Source organism: Flavobacterium sp. PL002, from assembly GCF_054165825.1.
This window is the reverse complement of the sequence record NZ_CM135110.1, coordinates 2,048,291-2,069,629: the sequence shown is the minus strand read 5'-3', so window position 1 is coordinate 2,069,629 and position 21,339 is coordinate 2,048,291. Positions and strand designations below refer to the sequence as shown.

The 21,339-nt window shown below is 33.2% G+C and carries 19 protein-coding genes; 8 read left to right on the top strand and 11 right to left on the bottom strand.

Translation table 11 applies throughout. The annotated features are described in order from the left end of the window. Window position 1: 1 nt before the first annotated feature. Window positions 2-595, bottom strand: coding sequence for a HupE/UreJ family protein (locus tag ACVEGE_RS09020; protein WP_173850809.1), 594 nt, complete (start codon window positions 593-595; stop codon window positions 2-4). A gap of 189 nt (window positions 596-784) precedes the next feature. Here ACVEGE_RS09020 and ACVEGE_RS09015 point away from each other — a divergent pair, with 189 nt between their 5' ends. After that, on the top strand, window positions 785-1,219 hold the full coding sequence (locus tag ACVEGE_RS09015) for a tellurite resistance TerB family protein (protein WP_173850811.1): 435 nt from the start codon (window positions 785-787) through the stop codon (window positions 1,217-1,219). 71 nt (window positions 1,220-1,290) lie between these two features. Here ACVEGE_RS09015 and fbp read toward each other — a convergent pair whose 3' ends face one another. Next, window positions 1,291-2,310, bottom strand: a complete 1,020-nt coding sequence (fbp, locus tag ACVEGE_RS09010) for a class 1 fructose-bisphosphatase (protein ID WP_173850813.1) — start codon at window positions 2,308-2,310, stop codon at window positions 1,291-1,293. A 166-nt stretch (window positions 2,311-2,476) separates the two neighbouring features. Between fbp and ACVEGE_RS09005 the strand changes: the two genes are divergently transcribed. The 4 genes from ACVEGE_RS09005 to ACVEGE_RS08990 all read left to right on the top strand — a co-directional run bounded on the left by ACVEGE_RS09005 (window position 2,477) and on the right by ACVEGE_RS08990 (window position 9,060). Next, window positions 2,477-2,986, top strand: coding sequence for a GNAT family N-acetyltransferase (locus ACVEGE_RS09005; protein WP_173850815.1), 510 nt, complete (start codon window positions 2,477-2,479; stop codon window positions 2,984-2,986). 34 nt (window positions 2,987-3,020) lie between these two features. Beyond that, entirely contained in the window at window positions 3,021-4,277 is a 1,257-nt protein-coding gene (locus ACVEGE_RS09000) for an aspartate kinase (protein WP_192500640.1), read from the top strand. A 172-nt stretch (window positions 4,278-4,449) separates the two neighbouring features. Next, on the top strand, window positions 4,450-7,881 hold the full coding sequence (locus ACVEGE_RS08995) for a hypothetical protein (RefSeq protein ID WP_192500639.1): 3,432 nt from the start codon (window positions 4,450-4,452) through the stop codon (window positions 7,879-7,881). Between the two features lie 111 nt (window positions 7,882-7,992). Continuing rightward, the gene (locus ACVEGE_RS08990; protein ID WP_192500638.1) at window positions 7,993-9,060 is read left to right on the top strand and encodes a glycosyltransferase; all 1,068 of its coding nucleotides are present in this window, start codon (window positions 7,993-7,995) and stop codon (window positions 9,058-9,060) included. A 68-nt stretch (window positions 9,061-9,128) separates the two neighbouring features. Here ACVEGE_RS08990 and phoU read toward each other — a convergent pair whose 3' ends face one another. From phoU to ACVEGE_RS08950, 8 genes are all read right to left on the bottom strand, one after another. Then, window positions 9,129-9,797, bottom strand: a complete 669-nt coding sequence (phoU, locus tag ACVEGE_RS08985) for a phosphate signaling complex protein PhoU (protein WP_173850823.1) — start codon at window positions 9,795-9,797, stop codon at window positions 9,129-9,131. A 58-nt stretch (window positions 9,798-9,855) separates the two neighbouring features. Then, the gene (pstB, locus tag ACVEGE_RS08980; RefSeq protein WP_173850825.1) at window positions 9,856-10,608 is read right to left on the bottom strand and encodes a phosphate ABC transporter ATP-binding protein PstB; all 753 of its coding nucleotides are present in this window, start codon (window positions 10,606-10,608) and stop codon (window positions 9,856-9,858) included. A gap of 1 nt (window position 10,609) precedes the next feature. Then, on the bottom strand, window positions 10,610-11,488 hold the full coding sequence (pstA, locus tag ACVEGE_RS08975) for a phosphate ABC transporter permease PstA (protein ID WP_173850827.1): 879 nt from the start codon (window positions 11,486-11,488) through the stop codon (window positions 10,610-10,612). Window position 11,489: 1 nt separating this feature from the next. Then, entirely contained in the window at window positions 11,490-12,698 is a 1,209-nt protein-coding gene (gene pstC, locus ACVEGE_RS08970) for a phosphate ABC transporter permease subunit PstC (protein WP_225738097.1), read from the bottom strand. A gap of 187 nt (window positions 12,699-12,885) precedes the next feature. Next, window positions 12,886-13,749: a PstS family phosphate ABC transporter substrate-binding protein gene (locus ACVEGE_RS08965; protein ID WP_173850829.1), complete on the bottom strand. Its 864-nt coding sequence runs from the start codon at window positions 13,747-13,749 to the stop codon at window positions 12,886-12,888. Between the two features lie 136 nt (window positions 13,750-13,885). Beyond that, window positions 13,886-15,103, bottom strand: a complete 1,218-nt coding sequence (locus tag ACVEGE_RS08960; RefSeq protein ID WP_192500637.1) for a porin family protein — start codon at window positions 15,101-15,103, stop codon at window positions 13,886-13,888. 257 nt (window positions 15,104-15,360) lie between these two features. Then, on the bottom strand, window positions 15,361-16,656 hold the full coding sequence (locus tag ACVEGE_RS08955; protein WP_192500636.1) for a porin: 1,296 nt from the start codon (window positions 16,654-16,656) through the stop codon (window positions 15,361-15,363). A 224-nt stretch (window positions 16,657-16,880) separates the two neighbouring features. Next, complete coding sequence (locus tag ACVEGE_RS08950) at window positions 16,881-17,807, bottom strand: LysR family transcriptional regulator (RefSeq protein ID WP_173850835.1); 927 nt, start codon at window positions 17,805-17,807, stop codon at window positions 16,881-16,883. A gap of 89 nt (window positions 17,808-17,896) precedes the next feature. Here ACVEGE_RS08950 and ACVEGE_RS08945 point away from each other — a divergent pair, with 89 nt between their 5' ends. The 3 genes from ACVEGE_RS08945 to ACVEGE_RS08935 are packed head-to-tail and all read left to right on the top strand — an operon-like array spanning window position 17,897 to window position 20,196. Next, on the top strand, window positions 17,897-18,205 hold the full coding sequence (locus ACVEGE_RS08945) for a hypothetical protein (RefSeq protein ID WP_192500635.1): 309 nt from the start codon (window positions 17,897-17,899) through the stop codon (window positions 18,203-18,205). Between the two features lie 44 nt (window positions 18,206-18,249). Continuing rightward, complete coding sequence (locus ACVEGE_RS08940) at window positions 18,250-19,209, top strand: L-threonylcarbamoyladenylate synthase (RefSeq protein ID WP_192500634.1); 960 nt, start codon at window positions 18,250-18,252, stop codon at window positions 19,207-19,209. A 24-nt stretch (window positions 19,210-19,233) separates the two neighbouring features. Next, the gene (locus tag ACVEGE_RS08935; protein ID WP_192500633.1) at window positions 19,234-20,196 is read left to right on the top strand and encodes a sodium-dependent bicarbonate transport family permease; all 963 of its coding nucleotides are present in this window, start codon (window positions 19,234-19,236) and stop codon (window positions 20,194-20,196) included. 60 nt (window positions 20,197-20,256) lie between these two features. On the opposite strand, the gene ACVEGE_RS08930 is transcribed toward ACVEGE_RS08935, so the two are convergent. Then, window positions 20,257-21,318: a sensor histidine kinase gene (locus ACVEGE_RS08930; protein WP_192500632.1), complete on the bottom strand. Its 1,062-nt coding sequence runs from the start codon at window positions 21,316-21,318 to the stop codon at window positions 20,257-20,259. Window positions 21,319-21,339: the final 21 nt, after the last annotated feature.

Below are 21,339 nucleotides of genomic sequence, written 5' to 3'. Positions count from 1 at the left end.
GTTATCGTATCCAAATTTCATTTTCAATAATCATTGGTAATACTACACCAATAATAAATGCCGACATGACTAATGTCCAGTCTCTTTTAGAAAATCTAAAAACTGTTTGAACAATATACGACAAAATTAAAACAATAAAAACCACCACAATTTGCGCGGCTTCTATTCCCAGAGCAAATTCGCCTAGCGGTAATAATTTTGAAGTTGCTGAACCACCAAGAATCGATTTAAAATAGGTCGAAAAACCCAAACCATGAATGATTCCGAAAAACAAAGTTATAAAGAAAACCAAGTTTATGCTTTCGCTTTTATTGGATTTTCCTGCGGTAAACAAGTTAAATAATGCGGTAATTAATATCGTTATAGGAATTAGCAACTCTACTACACTTCCTTTTATTGCAATTATTCCAAATACAGAAAGCAACAAAGCCATGGTGTGTCCAAGGGTAAAAAGAGACACTAAAAGAACAATTCTTTTCCAGTCCTTAAAAGAAAATGGTATAGCCAGAGCTATTAAAAACAATACATGATCATAGGAATGAATATCTAAAACATGCTTTAATCCTATTTGAAAATAAATCCAAAACTGTGACATAGGTTATATAATATTTAATTGGTAAAGGGGTTGTAAACTTACGATTTATTTTGGTTAAGAGAGATTACATGAACCAAATCCTAGTATAAAATTTTAGTTAAATACAATCTTTCGTAAAGAAAAATTAAAAAGAAAATTAAAACTTTAAAAATTGATTTATATTTGCACGATATAAATAAAAATTTAACTATGTCATTTTCAGATTTATTTGATAGCGAATTCAAACAAAGAAATAAAGGTCACTTTTCATCCATCGTTAGACTAGCGCTAGCTGACGGAGTTTTTGCACCAGAAGAAAGAGCTTTTTTAGACAAACTAGCTATTAGACTTGAAATTTCTGCAGCAGAATACGAAGAGATTTTAGAGAATCCTACAAAATACCCAATCAACCCTCCTTATTTAAATTCTCAAAGAATTGAGCGTTTATATGATTTGGCTCGTATTGTAAATGTAGATCACCATTTAGGAGACAACCAAGAGGTTATGTTAAAAAAATTATGCTTAGGTATTGGTTTCACTCCTGAAAAGGTAGATACTATTGTTGCAAAAGCATTAGAATTAGCAGATGATAAAGCAGATTTAGATATTTTTGTTACTGAAATTGAAAAAGCTGAGAAAAACTAAATAAATAAAAAAGCTTCCGAAATTATTTATCGGAAGCTTTTTTTATATCTTTTTCAATTGTACTTTATTTTCTAGTACTTACTTAATTTAGCCTGAAGCATAAACTCTTCTGCTTTTTCAACCATATTATAGCTTCCGCAGAAAAAAGGCACTCTTTCATGCAACTCTTTTGGCTCTATTTCCATTATTCTTCCTGAACCATCAGAAGCTTTCCCTCCTGCTTGCTCCACAATAAAAGCCATTGGATTACACTCATACAACAATCTCAATTTCCCTTTAGGTGCTTTTGAACTCGTTGGGTAGATATAAATCCCGCCTTTAATCATGTTTCTATGAATATCCGAAACTAAACTTCCTATATAACGTGAAGTATACGGTCTATCACCTTCTTCTGACTGGCAATATTTGATGTAATTTTTAACTCCTTGTGGAAAATGAACATAATTCCCTTCGTTGATAGAATAAATATTTCCATCTTGAGAGAATTGCATATTAGGATGTGACAAGTAAAAAGTTCCAATCGCAGGATTTAAAGTAAATCCATTTACTCCATGACCAGTTGTATACACAATCATAGTCGAAGTACCATAAATCACATAACCCGCGGCAACTTGATTTACTCCAGGTTGTAAAAAATCATCTAAAGTAACTGGAGTACCTATAGGTGTAATTCTTCTATACACTGAAAAAATAGTCCCTACAGAAACATTTACATCAATATTTGAAGAGCCGTCAAGCGGATCCATCAAAACTACATATTTGTTATTATGACTGTGATCACTACCTTCTACGGTGATGAATTCATCATTTTCTTCAGATGCTATTCCGCATACAATCTCACGATTAATTAACGTTTGAATAAAAACCTCGTTAGCATAAACATCTAGTTTTTGCTGGTCTTCACCTTGAATATTCTGCTCTCCTGCAGCTCCTACTATATCAACTAATCCCGCTTTATTCACCTTGTAGTTTACTACTTTGGCTGCTAAACGGATTGAGTTAATGATTCGAGACAATTCGCCAGACGAATACTGAAAGGCATTTTGATTTTCGATAATAAATTCCCCTAAGGTCTTGTTGCGTTCTTCCATTAAGAAATCGTTGTAGTTAATATGAAGTCACAAATATCGGTTTTTTTGTGAAAATGAATTCAATAAACTTTACTTAGTTTGTCAGTATTGTATATTTGCTAATAAAAGAAGTAAATTACAACTGGAAAATGTAAATATTAGCGTCTAAATTTTAAAAAACAAAAACATGATTATTAGAAAAGGGGAAATAAACGATATGAAAGCTGTCTTAGGATTAATCCAAGAATTAGCTGATTTTGAAAAAGAGCCAGATGCAGTTCTAATTAATGAAACTGATTTAATTAGGGATGGCTTTGGTGACAACCCACTATTTTCTGTTTTTGTGGCCGAAATAGATACTGATACAAAAGACGGTAAACAAACAAAGGAAATTATAGGAATTGCGCTATACTATTACCGCTATTCTACCTGGAAAGGAAAAACACTTCATTTAGAAGATCTAGTAGTAAAAAGTGAAATGCGCGGTACTGGAGCAGGGTACGCATTGTACTCCGAAATCATTAAACAAGCCAAAAAAGATCAGGTTCGCCGTATTGACTGGAATGTTCTTGACTGGAATACTCCCGCTATTGATTTCTACGAAAAAACAGGCGCTAAGGTGCTTCAAGAATGGCACAGTGTTCAAATGGATGAGGCCGGAATCAATGATTTTGTTGCCAATAAACTAAGACAATAAAGAAATTAGAATCACAATTTTTGTTTAGATAATTATGAGAGTATTCAAATTTGGAGGAGCATCAGTAAAAGATGCCGAAGGAATAAAAAATGTCTATGACGTTTTACAAAAGGTAGGTTATGAAGATGTTTTGCTTGTAGTATCTGCAATGGGAAAAACTACAAATGCACTTGAAGTAGTTATCAAAGACTATTTTGAGAAATCATCTGCTTTAAAATCATCAGTACAAGAGGTAAAAAAATACCACAATCAAATTTTGCTGGATTTATTTGAAGATGAAAAGCAGGAGGTTTTTGCCGCTGTAAACAAACAGTTTGCCGACTTAGAGTATTTCCTAGAAAACAACAAATCTCCTAATTATAACTTTGTTTATGACCAAGTAGTGAGCTATGGAGAGTTGATTTCGACAACCATATTAGCCCATTTCATGAATTTTATGAAAATAAAAACAGAATGGATTGATGTTCGAAATTTCATTAAAACCAATGCAAATTATAGAGATGCAGAGGTTGATTGGGAAGCGACTCAAAAGAACATTTCGAAAAATATTAAACGAAAAAACTTAAACATTACACAAGGTTTCTTAGGATCTGACGAGAATAATTTCACCACTACATTAGGCCGTGAAGGGTCTGATTATACTGCAGCCATTTTTGCCTACTGTTTAAATGCCGAAAGTGTAACGATCTGGAAAGATGTTCCTGGAGTGATGAATGCTGATCCAAGGTATTTTGAAAATGCTAGTTTACTAAACCAAATTTCGTATCGTGAAGCCATTGAATTAGCTTTTTATGGTGCCACCGTAATTCACCCAAAAACATTGCAACCTTTACAAAAAAAGGAAATCCCTTTGTATGTAAAATCATTTATCAATCCGTTGTTGAAAGGTACAAGTGTTTCTAAAGGAACTGCACTTGAACCTTATTTACCTTGCTTTATTGTAAAAAGAAACCAACTGTTGATTTCACTTTCCTCTATTGATTTCTCCTTTATTATGGAAGAGAACATCAGTGAAATTTTCTCTTTGTTTCACCAATTCAAGCTTAAGGTAAATTTAATTCAAAACTCGGCGATTAGTTTCTCTGTTTGTGTCGAAGATAAATTTGACAATTTTAAAGAAATGAATGCTATTTTATCTAAAAAATTCAAAGTTGACTTTACTGAAAACGTTACCCTGTATACCATCAGGCATTTTAATGACCTAGCAGCTGAAACAGTTGAAACAGGGAAAAAAGTGATTCTGAAACAAGTGAGTAAAGAAACCATGCAAATTATAACGAGCGAGAACTAGCCAGTTCTTGTTATGTAACAGCCTTTTTATTTCTATTTATTTTCTAAAGTATATCGAGATGATCAAGCCTTTTTTACTAAAAGCTAGTCTCGATATCTTTTTTTCTTTTGCAGCTTACGCGAAAATTAGCTAAAGAATACACTACTTTTGGCTTATAGACGTTATTCTCTTTATGTTAAAAAAAGGACTACTTTTTATAGCACTGGTTTTTTTTTCTGGACTGTATGCTCAGAAGGATAATTCGTTATACACCACAAAAAAAATAGCACCAAGCAAGGATTCCATCGCTTTAGAAAAGGTAAGCATCAACTCTAATTACTTCAACATAATCGACAATCAAGGTAAAATAATTGACCGTAGTTATTACCAAGTTGATTTTATGAAAGGGATTTTACTTTTAAAAGAACCACTATTATTAACTACTGATTCTTTGACGGTAAATTACTTAAAATTCCCTGATTACCTTACTAAAGAATACAGTATTTACGAGGATGCTCAAGTAGTTAGTACAGACATTGGTACCGAAAAACTTTATAGAATTCAAGAAGAACAAACTGAAAAAAAAGTTCCGTTTGACGGATTAAATACTTCTGGAAGTATTACCAGAGGGCTTACTGTGGGTAACAATCAAAATACCGTTTTAAACTCCAATCTAGAATTACAAATTACAGGTAAATTATCTGAAAAAGTAAGTTTAACTGCTTCTTTACAAGACAGTAATATTCCGCTGCAAGATGGGGGATACTCTCAAAAATTAGATCAATTTGACAACATATTCATGGAACTAGCCAGTGATCGCTGGAAAATTAGAGGTGGTGATTTATTTCTAGAAAATCATGATACCCAATTTTTAAATTTTAATAAAAAAGTACAAGGACTATATGCTAGTTTTGACTTTGGCTCGGAGGCCAATAAAACAAGTGTATTCACATCGGCAGCATTAGTAAGAGGGCAATATGCCAAAAGTAGTTTTACTGCAAGTGAAGGTAATCAAGGTCCTTATAAATTAAAAGGACAAAACGGTGAATTGTACGTCTTGGTAATTTCAGGATCAGAACGTGTTTATGTCAATGGACTGTTGCTACAAAGAGGAGAGAACAAAGACTACACGATTGATTATAATGCGGGAGAAATTATTTTTACACCTTTATTCCCAATTACATCCGAAATGCGAATCATAATTGAATACCAATATTCGGACCGTAATTACAGCCGTTTTGTAACCTATAACGGCATCACACATAAAAACAAAAACTGGCAATTTGGTGGTTATTTATATTCAGAAAATGACCTTAAAAACCAACCTTTACAACAAAATCTTTCTACTGAGCAAGTGCAAATATTAGGAAACGCTGGTGATGATCTTAACTTAATGACAGCTCCTTCGGCGTATATTGACAGTTACTCTGACAATAAAACCTTGTACGTAAAAAAGCTTTTCAACGCAGTTACTATTTTCGAATATTCTAATGACTCAAAAGAAGAACTATATAATGTCAGGTTTACATCAGTAGGAATAAACAACGGAAACTATCAACTTACCAATGCTTCGAGTATCACTAAAATTTACGAATACATTGCTCCAATAAATGGCATACTGCAAGGAGAATATGAACCCATCACGCAATTAGTTGCACCCAATAAGTTGCAAGTAGCCACTTTTACAGGACGCTACAATCCATCTGAAAAAACTATCGTGGATTTAGAACTTGGTGTAAGCAACAACGATCAAAATTTATTTTCGAATATTGACGATAATAACAATAAAGGATTGAGTACAAAGGTAAATATTAAGCAACGGTTGTATTCTAAAAAAGGAAATTTAGACGCTTTTGCAAATTATCAATTTACACAGCAAGATTTTAAAACCGTTGAACGCCTTTACACCATAGAATTTGATAGAGATTGGAATTTAAACACTACTTTTTTAAGCAACCAAAGTTTGCTGACTACGGGTTTAAATTATAATGTAATAGCATCAGAAAATGAAAAAAGCAATGGTTTTGTTCAGTACCAATTCGAAAAATTAGACTTTGCTTCACTTTTTTCGGGAAACCGACATTTGTTTAACACCAATTATAAACTCCATAACTGGACCGTTCAAAACTACTCGAGTTACTTAAAAAGCGACGGCCAGTTGTACACTTCAAACTTTATTAGAAGCAGTTCAAAAATAAAGTATCACTTTTACAAAAACTGGGTTGGAGCTCGCCTTAAACTAGAAGACAATCAAGAAAAAGACAAAACCACTAAAGCGCTATCATTAATAAGCCAACGCTTTTCTGAATATGGGATTTTCTTAGGACGCGGTGATAGCACAAAAGTTTTTATAGAAGCAGCCTATTTACAAAGAACGAATGATAGCATTCAAAACGGTATTTTACAAAGGGTTAGCAACTCCCATACTTTTACCCTAAAATCAAAATTAATTCAAACTGAAAAGAGCGATTTATTGTTTTATGCTAATTATAGAACACTTAGTTTTATGGATGAAAGCAAGAAAAAAGAGCGTTCTTTAAATTCTAGAATTGTTTATAACGATCGGTTTTTCAACCAACTTATTCAAAGCACATCAGCTTACGAAACAAATTCCGGAACCTTACCGCAACAAGAATTCACTTATTTAGAAGTCGCTGACGGACAAGGAGTGTACACCTGGAATGACTATAATGGCAATGGTATTCAAGAATTACAAGAATTTGAAGTAGCCCCTTTTGTGGATCAAGCAAAATACATTCGGATTTATTTACCCAATCAAGTTTATATAAAAACCCATCAAACAAAATTTTCTCAAGCGCTAACTTTTAATCCCAACCAATGGCAAAATGATAGCGGTTTAAAAAAATTGATTTCACTTTTTTATAATCAAACTTCTTTTATAATTGATAGAAAAACCAAAAATACTGGAGGCGATTTCGAATTAAATCCTTTTAATAACTCACAGGAAAACGTCTTAGGACTGAGTGCTGGTTTTAGAAACAGTTTGTTTTACAATAGAGGAAAACAAAAACATTCAGTAACTTATTCTTACATAAACAATCAAGTAAAAAATTCACTTTCGATAGGATCGCAAGAGTCTAAAAACGGTTCGCACCAGTTACAATACACCCATTTATATGAAAAAAGCTGGTTATTTAATGCTTTTGCAAAAACAATAAAAACCACAGCAATTTCAGAAAACTTTAGCGAGAAAAACTATACCATTTCAGGTTATCAACTGGCACCGAAGATTAGTTATTTATTTTCGAAAAATACCAGTTGGGATATTTTTTATGAGTTGCAAAATAAAGAAAATCAAATTGGCGCTTTAGAGTCTTTACAACAAAACCGATTTGGAACTTCATTCTCCTACAGTGGCTCTAAAAAAGTTGTGATCAATGGAGAGGTTTCTTTTTATCAAAACAAATTCTCTGGAGATGAATTCTCGGCTGTAGGCTTTCAGATGTTGGAAGGGTTACAAAATGGTCAAAACTTAACATGGCGTTTGTTAGTACAAAAAAACCTAACCCAATTTTTAGATATTAATCTAAATTATCAAGGTAGGAAAAGTGAAACAAACCAAACCATTCACACTGGTAACATCCAGCTGAGGGCTTATTTTTAACTATGAAAATAGCCTTTTAACAAAACCTGATAAATTAATAGTTTAGTAATACAAGGAAAATACCGCAAAGCGAATGTATCCGTAACTTACAATATATAAATAGCTCTAAATATGATTGTAGACAATAAATGTAGAACGATATTAGTAGCTCCTTTAAATTGGGGCTTGGGACACGCAACAAGATGCATTCCTATTATTAAGGCATTGCAAGATCATAATTATATTCCGATAATAGCTTCTGATGGGGCTTCATTAGATTTACTAAAGAAAGAATTCCCTTATATAAAAGCACTAGAACTGCCTTCATATCATATTGAATATGCTAAAAAAGCTAAAAACTTTAAATGGAAACTACTTAAAAGTAGTCCTAAAATAATTGATGCCGTTTGGAAAGAGAAAAAGCTAGTTAAAAAATGGATCGAAAAATACGCTATTGACGGCATACTATCTGATAATAGATTAGGAGTTTTGAGTAATGAAATTCCGTCTGTTTTCATTACACATCAACTCAACGTAATGACTGGAAATAGCACTTGGTTAAGCAGCAAATTACACCAACGTATTATTAAAAAATATGTGGAATGTTGGGTTCCTGATTTTGAACAAAAACCTAATTTAGCTGGAGAACTCAGTCACTTAGAAAATCCTAATTTTAAAATAAAGTATTTGGGGCCCATAAGCCGAATGCATAAAAAAACGACCGCCATAAAATATGATTTGATGGTTATCCTATCAGGCCCTGAACCGCAAAGAGGGCTTTTAGAAGAAAAACTAAAAATAGAACTACAAGAGTATAAAGGCAAAGTGGTATTTATAAGTGGTATTGTTGAGAAAGAACAAAGTAAACAAGTAATGGATACGACTACCTATTATAATTACATGAGTAGTCGCCAACTGGAACAAACTTTTAATGAAAGTGAACTGGTTTTATGTAGATCTGGATACACTACAATAATGGACTTGGTAAAACTAGAAAAAAAAGCATTTTTCATTCCTACACCTGGACAGTATGAACAAATCTACCTTGCTGAAAAATTAGACAAAGAAAATCTAGTTCCTTATGCCAAACAAGAAGATTTTAAAATATCTGACTTGCAAAAGGTTGGTCGTTATCAAGGTTTAAAAAGTTTGAAATCTAAGTTAGATTGGCAGGAATTATTTAGCGTGTTTCAGACTTAATATTAATAAAAAACTCCCTTTAGTTCCTAAATGAACCAAAGGGAGTGCTCTAATTATATAAGAAATACTTACTTCTTATCAGTGAATTTTTCGTGCTTGATAGTTTTAGCATTAATCATAAAATAAACTGATTCTGCTACGTTTGTGCAGTGATCAGAGATTCTTTCTAGATGTTTTAATGCCAGTATCAGGTGAGTTCCTGATACAACTGTTTTTGAATTATTTTTCATTTCAGCAATAATATTATCTATTGCATCTTCACTTTTGCTTTTGATCGTATTGTTTAAAATAAATATTCTTTCGATTAATCCTTCATCCAAGTTTTCAAAACAAGCATTAGTTATTGCGATAACTTCTTCAACCTCTCTTGCTATAAGTTCAACATCAAATTTAATAATTAACTCATGTTTGTCTTTGATGCTCTTTGTTAACTTTACAATACTGATTGACAAATCACCTATTCTTTCAATTTCATTACTGATTTGCATTGCCGACATGATAAAACGAAGATCAGAAGCAACAGGTTGTTGTAGCGCAAAAACACTTTGACAGATATCGTCAATTTTTATATCTAATTTATCAATTTTACTTTCGGTCTTTTTCAATTCTTTTGTTTCAGAAGTAGGTTCTGAAAGCAAGGACTTTATCGCTTCACTCACTTGAGATTCGGCTAAAGTTCCAATTTTTATAATAATATTTTTAAGCTTTCCAAGCTCAGTTTCTAAGTGTGATGCCATTTTATTAACGATTTAAAGATTAAAGTTAAACGATTTTGAGTTCAAATCAAAATCATTCTTATCCAAACCTTCCTGTTATATAATCTTCTGTTTGCTTAATTGCTGGTTTTGTGAAGATTGTCTTTGTTTTATCATACTCAATCAACTTACCCATATAAAAGAAAGCTGTATTATCGCTTACACGTCCTGCTTGCTGCATATTGTGCGTTACAATCACGATTGTATATTTGTTTTTTAACTCATAAATTAATTCTTCTACTTTTGAAGTAGATATAGGATCTAAAGCTGATGTAGGTTCATCCATCAATAAAACAGAAGGCTGAATGGCTAATGCTCTAGCAATACAAAGACGCTGTTGTTGTCCTCCTGACAATTCAAAAGCCGATTTTTTAAGCTTGTCTTTAACCTCATCCCAAAGTGCAACTTGCTCAATAGAAGTGATTACGCGCTCTTCAATTTCTTTTTTATCTGTAATTCCATTTACTCTTAATCCGTAGGCTACATTTTCGAAAATAGTTTTAGGAAAAGGATTTGGTTTTTGAAAAACCATTCCAACATTTTTACGTAAATCATCTACATTAGTATGTTTATCATAGATATCCTGACCATCAATTAAAATACTCCCAGTCATGTGCGTATCATCAATCAGGTCATTCATTCTATTTAACAAACGCAAATAGGTGGACTTACCGCAACCAGATGGCCCAATTAAAGCCGTTACTGTGTTTTCTTTCATTGATATCGAAATATCGTGTAATGCTTGAAAGTCGCCGTAATTAAAATTTACGTTTTTTGATTCTATTTTATGCATGTTAATTCATTTTTACTTTTTTTCCGTAATATTTACGAAGTGCATTCGCTAATAAATTAGAAATTAATACAATTATAATTAATACCAGTGCTGTTCCATAAGCCATCGCTCTAGAAGCCTCAATATTTGTACCACTTGTTGAGATTACATAAAGGTGATAAGGCAAAGCCATTGCTTGATCAAATATTGATGTAGGCAATTTAGGTAAAAAATAAGCAGCTACTGTAAATAAAATTGGTGCCGTTTCACCAGAAACTCTTCCTATTGATAAAATTAGTCCTGTTATCACGTTAGGGAAAGCAATTGGAAATACAATTTTACTTGTTGTTTCCCATTTACTGGCTCCTAAACCATAACTGGCTTGTCTAAAAGTATTATCAACCGCTTTTAAAGACTCTTCAGTGGTTCTAATTACAATAGGTAAAACTAGTAAACCTAATGTTAATCCCCCTGCTAAAATTGAATCTCCAAAACCCATTTTATTAACAAAAAGTGACATTCCAAAAAGTCCAAAAACAATAGACGGAACACCAGCTAAGTTGTTTGTCATTTGTTTGATGATTTTTTTTACAATACCGTCTTTTACGTATTCATTCATGTATATTGCCGCTAATACTCCTACTGGAAAAGCAAATACCATACTTACTAAAACCAAACAAAGCGTTCCTACAATGGCTGGAAAAATCCCACCCTCGGTCATTCCGTTTTTAGGCATTTCTGATATAAATTCCCAACTAATAACCCCTATTCCTTTGATGACAATGAAGGCTAAAATCACGAATAGCAGTGCTACAATAGCGTAACTTGTAAAGGTAAAAACACCAAAAGCAATGTTCTGGCTCCTTCTTTTTTTCTTTGCTAATTTATTTTCTGCGCTCATATTAATGTTTTTTATGCGATTTTCTATTGGTAACCACTTCTACCAACATGTTGATTACAAACGTTATGATAAATAAGATACATCCCAATGCAAATAATGCTTCGTAATGCAAACCACCGTTTGGCGCTTCACCAAGTTCTGCTGCAATAGTTGCTGGAATTGTTCTTACCGGCTCTAACAAAGTTGTAGGTATCACTGCTGCATTACCGGTAACCATTAATACGGCCATTGTTTCTCCAATTGCTCTACCTATTCCTAATATCGCTCCAGCGGTAATACCAGAAGCTGAATAAGGCATAACGACTTTATAAATTGTTTGCCATTGACTTGCCCCTAATGCTAAACTGGCTTCTTTCATAGCGCGTGGCGTATTGCGCATGGCATCTTCAGAAATTGTGATGATTGTAGGTAAAGCCATAATCGCTAGCACAACACTTCCCGCTAACCCTGTTTCTCCTACCGGTAAATTAAAAGTGCTTTGTATAAGCGGTACAATAATCACCAATCCAAAGAAACCATAAACTACTGATGGAATTCCTGCTAGTAATTCAATTATAGGCTTCAAGATACTTCTTGTTCTTTTTTTAGCTATTTCACTTAAATAAATTGCAGCGGCTAATCCTATTGGCAAAGCCAATAAAATAGCACCAAAACTCACCCATAGCGTTCCGTATATCAATGGCTTCACTCCCATTTGCGCAATAGGCTGCGCTGTAGGAAACCATTCTTCGCCAGATAAAAATTCAGATACTTTTATTTTATCAATATCAAGTTCCCTTCCTTTAAAATCCTTGGCTTTGTATTTATCCGAAAAAAAGGCAATAATCCCAGGCGTTTTGGCGACAAGCTCATTGATTTTATCTGGAAAAAATTCAAAGTTTTTACCTAACTCTTCTTCTGTGTAATAATCTGTGATATCACCGGCTCTAAACAAAACGATCGGTACATCTTTGCCACCAAGTTCTTTCCAATTCGTGATTTTTTGATCATAAATATCCTTTATCTCCGAAGGTTTTAATTTTCTTACTGGATTATCAACTGAAACTGCCAATAAAAAACCGTCGTCAATAGGTTTTTTACTAAAAACACCTGCTCCTTCAATGAATAGAAAAAAGACAATTAAAACAACTGTAATACTAGTAGCAGCACTACTTAGCATTAAAATAGTTTCAATAATTTTCTCTTTAATCTTTTTAAAATTTGTTTTCAAATCAGTTTATTTTATTTTCAACAAAATTACGTCAGGTATTCGCTTTCAATGTTCTTACATTGTTATCCTTATGTTAACTTAATGTTAAGCAAGATGATAAAATCACAGTAGAATCAAGCCCTCGCAAACAAAAAAAGGCTGCCTCGAAAGACAACCTTTTTATAACTATAACAATTAACTATTTTTATTATTTCAATGGTACGTAACCTACTTCTCCAACAATTTTTTGCCCTGCATCAGATAAAGCAAAATCAACAATTGTTTTTACTTTAGCTGCATTTGTTTTATCAAACATATAAAACAAAGGTCTTGAAATTGGGTATGTTTTATCTTTTGCACTTGCTACAGAAGGCTCGATAAAAGTTTTCCCTTGGTCATAAGAAACTGCCAGTTGTTTCACTTCTTTAGTTTCATAAGCCAATCCAATGTATCCAATAGCTCCTTTAGTTTGTCCTACTGCTTGAACGATTGCTCCAGTTGCAGGTAAACTCAATATATTTGAAGCATAGTTTTTCTTGTCTAAAACCTCATCCTTAAAAAACTCATACGTTCCAGAAGAAGATTCTCTTGAATACGCTACAATTTTAGCATCTTCTCCACCTACTTCTTTCCAGTTAGTAATTTGACCTGTAAAGATTTTTTCTAATTGCTCACGTGTTAATTTAGACACTTTATTAGCTGGATTAACAATTACTGTTAATGCATCATAAGCAATAATTACTTCTTCGATTTCTTTTTTCATTTCAGAGAATTTCAATTTCTCTTCTGTTTTCATATCTCTTGAAGCCATAGCAATATCAGTAGTTCCGTCAATCAAAGCGGTTAAACCTACACCAGAACCACCACCTACAACAGTTACACTTACATTAGCATCTGCTTTCATTAACTCTTCTGCTTCTTTTTGAGCTAATGGCAATACTGTATCACTTCCTTTAATAGTTACTGATACAGCCGCTGATGTGCTTTCAGTTCCTTTATCTTCAGTTTTAGCTTTACCACAACTTAACATACCAATTAATGGTAAGATTAAAAACAATTTAGTTTTGTTCATTTTATTTTTTTGTTATTTATTATTCTTATTTTTTACAAAAGTACTACGGCAATGTTAACTTTGCGTTAAGCTACCATTATACAATTTTTACTATTTAGCTTATTCGCATTAATTACTTAACATTAAAAAACGTTAATTAGATCCCTATTTCAACTTGAAAACGTGCATACCAATTATTATCAACGCTTCCTCCATAATTTTTTATATTATCGTAAGAGAACTCCCCTTGAAGTTTAATTTTATGTCCAAAAATATACTTAGATAATCCAATGGTGTATTCATCCACATTAGGACTAATGGTTTCAATATCTTTATCCACTTTTTGAGTTGAGAACCTACCTATAATTTGATAATTTGAAGGAAACAAATAACTCAATTGTGTGTCTACTCCGTGACCTACAAAAACGGCCTGACTTTTAGTAACATCTGTCGCACTTACTGTAATTGGGTTATCAGTCATTCTTGACATATAAGCTGCAGAAGCTGCCCATCCTTTGTATTTTAACATCGTATCAAAAAACAACGACTGTAAAGTTCTTGACTCATATAAACTACTTCCTAACTGTCCTTGAGATCGTAATGCATTATTGTTTTGGCTAAAAGCCCCAGAAATCATCCACTTTACTGATTTCTCTCTCATTAAATCGGCTTCAAAATTAGAACCGTTTTTAGTAAAAGATCCCAAAGGGAACAACTCAACCTTTCCTGTCAATGCAATTCCGTCATCTTTTGTCTTCACCCAGTTCCTACCTTCTCCTTTAGTAATTGCCCCTTTTAATGCGTAGGCAAAATGAGTAGCATTCCCTTTTGAATAATCTAAAAAGACTCCAAAATCACGGTCAATATTAAACTTTGAATTATTGATGGAGCGATCTGTAAGTTCTAATGAATTGGACGAAATTACACGTTGGTTATTTCCTGGTAATTTTGTTTGACCAAAACCAATTGTAAAACTTGGAGTCGCTTTATAAAAAAGTACTCCGTCTAGAATTACATTGCCACTATTCCCTACCACTACTGTACCTATATCTCTTGCCGAAAAACCCAATTCTACTTTATAACCAAACCTTGGATTATAAACAAAACCGTCTAGTTTTAAACGCATCCTTCTAATTTCGCCTTCTACAATTCCAGAATTACCTTCTTCTTTACCGTAACCTATTCTGCTTTGAACTCTAAACCCAATATTTACTTGAAATAAACTGTCTTTTTGGGTAAATCCAAGTTTTTTACTTGAATTAAGATATTGTGATAATTCTGTTTTTTTAGCAACCTCTTTTACTTCAATTTTATTTTCCTGAGCCGATGTTAATAGCGTAAACAGAAGTACTATACTTAATAAAAATTTCTTCATTTTAATTATTTGTTATTGTTGTGTTATTGCGGTGCAAAATTAATGTTAATAAAGACCTTAAGCATTAAGACAAGGTTAACATAACGATAAGCTAAGGTCAATAAAAGCAACTAAGTATTTAATAAATAGGCAGTTAATGAATAATAACTAAATAACAGAATGGTTACAATTCGAATTAAATGCCTAAATTATGGACATAAAAAAAACTTCAAACACTTTTTTAAAAGCATTTGAAGTTTATATTATATTATTTTGATCTAAAAATTAAACTGCGCTTGTAATCGCAATAAATTTCCTTTTTGCCTATTGTCTTTAAGTGCGCTATCTTCAAATGTCCTGTCAGCAATCACATAAGTAGCCGTTAACTCAAACGCTTTAAAAGGCTGCCACTCTAATCCCAACTCATAATCTCTCACTGTATAACTTCTAGCATCTTTCTCAAATTTCTTTCCGCCATCGTAATATTGAAATTTAGCAAATGGATATAGCAATTGATTTTTTGGCAAATCCCACTTGTAATTTAGTGTAATATATCCTCCTTCTAAATGCGATACATCAACTGAATTGGTCAGCTTATTGTAACGAGGTCCTTTACCAATATTATATTCTGTTTGAATACCAAATGGTTTTGGATACAATATAAAAGAGGCTGCTATTCTTTGATCTAAAGTGTTTTGCTTGTTATTTACTGTCACCCCTGATGAAATTTCGCTTCCAAAAGCCCACTTACCCGTATATGCTTGAATTCCTGGTTCAATAATTTGATTTCCTATTACAAATGGATAACTCACTCTCGTCACAACATGTAGATTTCTATTCCCCTCTGATTTATTTGAGGTTTGCCCATTGTAAGCTCCAAATGCAAAAACACCATAATCTCCTGATCCTTTATATCCATCTTTGACAAGCATAGCAAAACGCTCTCTTATTTCGCTTGGCGCCCAATAGAAAAATGCTCCTAAATCACGCTCATTTGCAACAGCACTGTTCAAGGCATCGTTACGGTCTAGAGTCAATCGATTTTGACTTGATTGCATGTTTTCAAATCCAAAAGGAACTTTACTCTGTCCTATCCTTACTCTATACTCCTTCTTTTTATCAAATGATAAGTCAAAATAAGCATCTCGTAATTGCAAAAAATTATTAACTCCACTAGACGGTGAACTGGCTAGATCTGGCTGAATGTAGAAATATACATTAGGGTGTATTTGTCCTGAAAATACAATACGTGCTCGTCTAATAAAGAACCCATTGTTTGATTTCACGTCGTCACCAGTCGCAGTCGTACCCCAGGATTTATCACATTGCTCGCAGGATACTTTGTCATTTGTAGATAACAAACCGTTGTACCTCACTTGCGCATAACCCCTAATACTAATTTTATCATACCATTGGACATCCTTTTTGGGTTTTGCTTTTTCTTCAGCTGCCTTTACTTTGTTGATAGAGTCCAAAACACGAACCACCTCTTTTGTGATAATGTCCTTACTCAGTTCTTGCGCCTGAAGCATTCCTGTACTAATTATACAAAGTGCAATTAAAAGTTTTTTCATGATGGAATAGATTCTTATTTTTTTTTTGGCAAAGATGCTATTGCATTGTAAAGTTAATGTTACCGAATTATTAAAAAATTAACTTAATTTTTACAATTTTTTAACCCTATAAAAACCAAAATATAACCTACAAAAAATCTAAAAATCCTTTAATTTACAGTGCTTTTAAAAGAGTAACTACACTTAAAAAAAAGAAACACTTCCAATCTACTATGAACTGTTTTTTACTTTTTATCTTTAATCCACTTAAAAGAATCATCTATAATGCGCTCTTTATGGTTTTGTATAAACTCCAAATAAGCACTTGCGACCGGAGAAAACTTCTTTCCTTTTAACCAAATCAAATTCCAATTTGACTTTATAGGTAATCCTTTTACCGGTACAATTTGCAAACTCCCATTATTGAGTTCGTTTTTCACCCCTATTAACGGCATAATAGAGCAACCCAATCCCGCCAAAACAGCTTGCTTTACCGCTTCATTTCCTGTGAGTTCTACTTTTTTAGGAACATTGAGATTATTGTTATCAATAAATTTCTCCATCACATAGCGCGTTCCTGAACCCTCCTCACGGTAAATAACAGCCAGTTCCTCTAAAACAGAAACTTCATATTTTTTTTTATCTAAAGTTTGACTTGCGTTTACCATCATATAAAGTTCATTAGGTAACAGTTCTACTTTTTCAATTTGTATTGAATCTGGCAAAACCGAAACCAACGAAAAGTCGACTTCATTGTGCTCTAAACTTTCTAGGACCTGCTTTTTATTGGTTACATCCAAAATCAAATCTACTCCCGGATTGTTTTTCAAAAAATCAGAAAGAAAATAAGGCATAACATATTTACCAGTAGAAACAATAGAAATTTTTAAGCGTCCGCTCAATTCCCCTTTGTAAGACAAGGTTTTGTAATTAATCGCTTCTACTTCATTAAGTACCTTCTCAGCAGCGACAGCGATCTCTTGTCCAAAATCAGTAACATACAGTTTCCTGCCAATTACCTCCGTCAATGGGAATTCAAATTGATCTTGAAAATTTTTTAACTGTATCGAAACAGCTGGTTGTGTAAGATGTAGTTCTACAGCGGCCTTAGTAATGCTCTTGTTTTGTGCCACCTTTAAAAAAACATATAACTGATGCAAAGTATAGTTCATAAAAATATTTTATGGATTTCATTACAAATATAAATAAAAACAAATGGATTAACCGTTTTACATTTGCAGCAAATTAAACAATCAAAGCAATGAAAACAGAAAAAGAATTACAGTTCCAATTAGTTGAAGGGGAATATGCGCCGCTTGAAGCTAAGAAAATCTTACTAGGATTAATAAACAGCAAAATCAACTTTCATCAATTGGAGCATTTTAGTAACGAAATTAGATTTAACGAAAAAAATTCGCACTCAAAACTTAGAGTTGAATTGCTTACCGATGCCGCAGACAATATTTCGGATTTAGTCGCTTATTCTACAGCAAATAACATGCAATTTAAAATAGAAGGTAAAATACAAATTACCTTAGTTCCTCTTGAAAAAACAGCATTAAAAGCATAAAACTAACGCAATAAACCCACTCTAAACGATTTTAAAATTTAAAAATGGCCTTAATTAGCTCTTCAATACCAGACGCCGCTTCACTTTTAAATCAAAACGAAATTGTAGCTATTCCTACTGAAACAGTTTACGGTCTGGCAGGCAATGCTTTTAGCGCAATCGCTCTCAAAAAAATTTTCGAATTGAAACAACGACCATTTTACAATCCGCTCATTGTACATATCAAATCGGTTGATGATTTAAAGTTGATTGCTGCCGAAATTCCTAAAAAAGCACAAGTACTAGCCGATACTTTTTGGCCTGGACCCTTGACTTTGGTTCTAAAAAAGCAAGCAAACATTCCGGATCTCGTAACTGCAGGAAAAGACACGGTTGCGATTCGAGTTCCCAATCACCCCGTCGCATTATCTCTTTTGAAACAATTGAACTTTCCGCTGGCGGCGCCAAGTGCAAATCCGTTTGGTTCCATAAGTCCAACCAAAGCATCTCATGTTGCCAACTATTTTAGTACATCATCATTGACGGTTTTAGAAGGAGGCGAATGCCGCAGCGGGATAGAATCGACAATAATAGGATTTGAAAATGAATCGGCTGTTTTATATCGACTAGGATCTGTGACAATTGAAGAAATTGAAGCTGTAATTGGCCCATTAAAAATCAACACGCATTCAGAAGAAGCACCAACTGCACCAGGAATGTTGTCTAGACATTATGCGCCAAAAACACAAACCATCTTAACTACAAATATCAGCGAAACGCTGTCTCTATTTAAAACAAAAAGAATTGGCTTATTGACTTTTCGAGATCGGCATGACGATCAAAACATCGTGACCCAAAAAGTATTATCTACCAATGGAAATTTGGCGGAAGCCGCAACCCACTTGTATGACGCATTACACCAACTAGATCAATTGCAACTAGATGTTATTATTGCCGAAAAATTTCCAAAACATGGTTTGGGACGCTCCATTAATGATCGACTAGAACGCGCAACAAAAAAATAAATCACATTAAAACATCAAGCTACAATGAACTTTGACTTACTCCTTGAAAACATTACTAATCCAGCGCTACTCTTTTTCTTACTTGGTATCATCGCTGTTCGTTTAAAAAGTGATTTAGAAATTCCAAAAAACTCTTCAAAATTCATCTCGCTTTACCTGCTTTTCTCCATCGGTTTTAAAGGAGGTCAGGAATTGGCGCATAGTTATTTCACGCTGGATATTATTTGGTCCGTTGCATTTGGAATCTTAATTGCAGTGATTATTCCGTTCTATAGTTTCTTTATTCTAAAAAGGTATTTTAGTATCGAAAACTCTGGCGCTATCGCTGCTGCGTATGGCTCTGTAAGTGCAGTAACATTTGTGACAGCCATTACTTTTTTAGAAATGCAAAACTACACTTTTAGTGGACATATGGTTGCCGTTATGGCACTTATGGAAGCGCCAGCAATAATTGTGGGTGTAATTTTAATTCGATTGTATAATAAAAACGAAATTCACAGTACCAAAATGAGTTCGCTGGTAAAACATTCTTTTACTAATGGTAGTGTGCTTTTAATTACAGGAAGTTTGATCATAGGTCTTTTGGCAAGCGATCAACAAGCCTTGGGAATCAAACCTTTTACAACAGATATGTTCAAAGGATTTCTAGCGATATTTTTACTTGACATGGGAATTGTAAGTGGTCGTAAATTGAATGACTTTTTTAAAAGTGGTTGGTTCAGTTTTTTCTTTGCCATTATTATTCCATTGATCAACGGAATCATAGTTGCTTATGTCACTCATTTAATAACAGACGATATTGGTAACCGATTTATATTTGCAGTTCTAGCTTCTAGCGCTTCTTATATTGCCGTTCCTGCCGCGATGAAGATTGCGGTACCAAAGGCAAATCCAGGTATTTTTTTACCTATGGCATTGGCAATAACCTTCCCTTTTAACATCACTTTTGGGATGCCTATTTATCTTTCTGTAGTATTGTGTAGCTAATAATAGAATTCATTTAAAAGAAAAAGGCTGTTTCTTGATCTAGAAACAGCCCTTTATATTTTATTTATTTACCACTTTTTCGATGGTAAAAGAAAACTCAGAACCAATACCAAATTCACTTTCGACATATATTTTTTCTTTGTGTGCTTCGATAATATGTTTCACAATAGCTAACCCCAATCCAGAACCACCTTCTGATCGTGAACCACTTTTATTAACACGATAAAAACGCTCAAAAAGTCTGGGGATATTCTGCTTTTCTATTCCTTCGCCATTATCACTTATTCTAACTAAAACTTTTTTCTTAGTTAGATTCACCACAGCAATCTCAGTAGTCCCTTCTTTTTTTCCGTATTTAATTGAGTTTACAATTAAGTTCTCTATTACTTGTTGTACTCTATCTTTATCAGCTCTAACAAAATTAGGCTGGATGTGATAATTCTCGAATGCTAATGTTATTTTCTTTTTCTCAGCTTTCATCTCCAGCAAGTCAAAAACATTTTGAATTAGCTCCACAATATCAAACTCGGAGTAATCCAAATTCAAATCGCCAACTTCAAGCTTGGTAATCATATCCAAATCTTCAACAATATAGATTAAACGTTCTACTCCTTTTTCGGCACGTTTTAAGTATTTTTTTCTAATGGCTTTGTCTTCCATTGCACCGTCTAACAATGTCGAAATATATCCTTGAACAGTAAATAAAGGTGTTTTTAATTCATGTGAAACATTTCCTAAAAATTCCCTCCTGTATTGTTCCCTTACTTGCAACATTTCTATTTCCAGTTTTTTATCAGTAGCAAACTTCTTTACTTCTCTAGTCAATGTTTCCATATCTGTAGTGATGGGTTGATTGATAAAAGTACTGGATTCTAAAAGCGAGACATCATCGTAGATTTTTTTTACGCGTCTATATATAAAATGCTCCACACGGTATTGTAAAACTAAAAATGAGAAAACATAAATTATAAATATAAAAACCATCCCAAATAAGAACAGCTTTTGAAGATCATTCTCAAAAATAATACTAGCGAGCAACACAGCAAATGCTGTTGCAAAAACGCTAATGAACAATGCGGATTTTACAGCGAATTTATAGGTTTTTTTAAAACTTATTTTCATTTATAGTAGGTAGATTATTTA

Coding starts and splice junctions, on each gene's coding strand:
- ACVEGE_RS08935 (WP_192500633.1), top strand. CDS start 19,234: ATGAACTTTGACTTACTCCTTGAAAACATTACTAATCCAGCGCTACTC.
- pstB (WP_173850825.1), bottom strand. CDS start 10,608: ATGCATAAAATAGAATCAAAAAACGTAAATTTTAATTACGGCGACTTT.
- ACVEGE_RS09005 (WP_173850815.1), top strand. CDS start 2,477: ATGATTATTAGAAAAGGGGAAATAAACGATATGAAAGCTGTCTTAGGA.
- ACVEGE_RS08960 (WP_192500637.1), bottom strand. CDS start 15,103: ATGAAGAAATTTTTATTAAGTATAGTACTTCTGTTTACGCTATTAACA.
- ACVEGE_RS09020 (WP_173850809.1), bottom strand. CDS start 595: ATGTCACAGTTTTGGATTTATTTTCAAATAGGATTAAAGCATGTTTTA.
- ACVEGE_RS08990 (WP_192500638.1), top strand. CDS start 7,993: ATGATTGTAGACAATAAATGTAGAACGATATTAGTAGCTCCTTTAAAT.
- ACVEGE_RS08940 (WP_192500634.1), top strand. CDS start 18,250: ATGGCCTTAATTAGCTCTTCAATACCAGACGCCGCTTCACTTTTAAAT.
- ACVEGE_RS08930 (WP_192500632.1), bottom strand. CDS start 21,318: ATGAAAATAAGTTTTAAAAAAACCTATAAATTCGCTGTAAAATCCGCA.
- ACVEGE_RS08950 (WP_173850835.1), bottom strand. CDS start 17,807: ATGAACTATACTTTGCATCAGTTATATGTTTTTTTAAAGGTGGCACAA.
- ACVEGE_RS08945 (WP_192500635.1), top strand. CDS start 17,897: ATGAAAACAGAAAAAGAATTACAGTTCCAATTAGTTGAAGGGGAATAT.
- fbp (WP_173850813.1), bottom strand. CDS start 2,310: ATGGAAGAACGCAACAAGACCTTAGGGGAATTTATTATCGAAAATCAA.
- pstA (WP_173850827.1), bottom strand. CDS start 11,488: ATGAGCGCAGAAAATAAATTAGCAAAGAAAAAAAGAAGGAGCCAGAAC.
- ACVEGE_RS08995 (WP_192500639.1), top strand. CDS start 4,450: ATGTTAAAAAAAGGACTACTTTTTATAGCACTGGTTTTTTTTTCTGGA.
- ACVEGE_RS09000 (WP_192500640.1), top strand. CDS start 3,021: ATGAGAGTATTCAAATTTGGAGGAGCATCAGTAAAAGATGCCGAAGGA.
- phoU (WP_173850823.1), bottom strand. CDS start 9,797: ATGGCATCACACTTAGAAACTGAGCTTGGAAAGCTTAAAAATATTATT.
- ACVEGE_RS09015 (WP_173850811.1), top strand. CDS start 785: ATGTCATTTTCAGATTTATTTGATAGCGAATTCAAACAAAGAAATAAA.
- ACVEGE_RS08965 (WP_173850829.1), bottom strand. CDS start 13,749: ATGAACAAAACTAAATTGTTTTTAATCTTACCATTAATTGGTATGTTA.
- ACVEGE_RS08955 (WP_192500636.1), bottom strand. CDS start 16,656: ATGAAAAAACTTTTAATTGCACTTTGTATAATTAGTACAGGAATGCTT.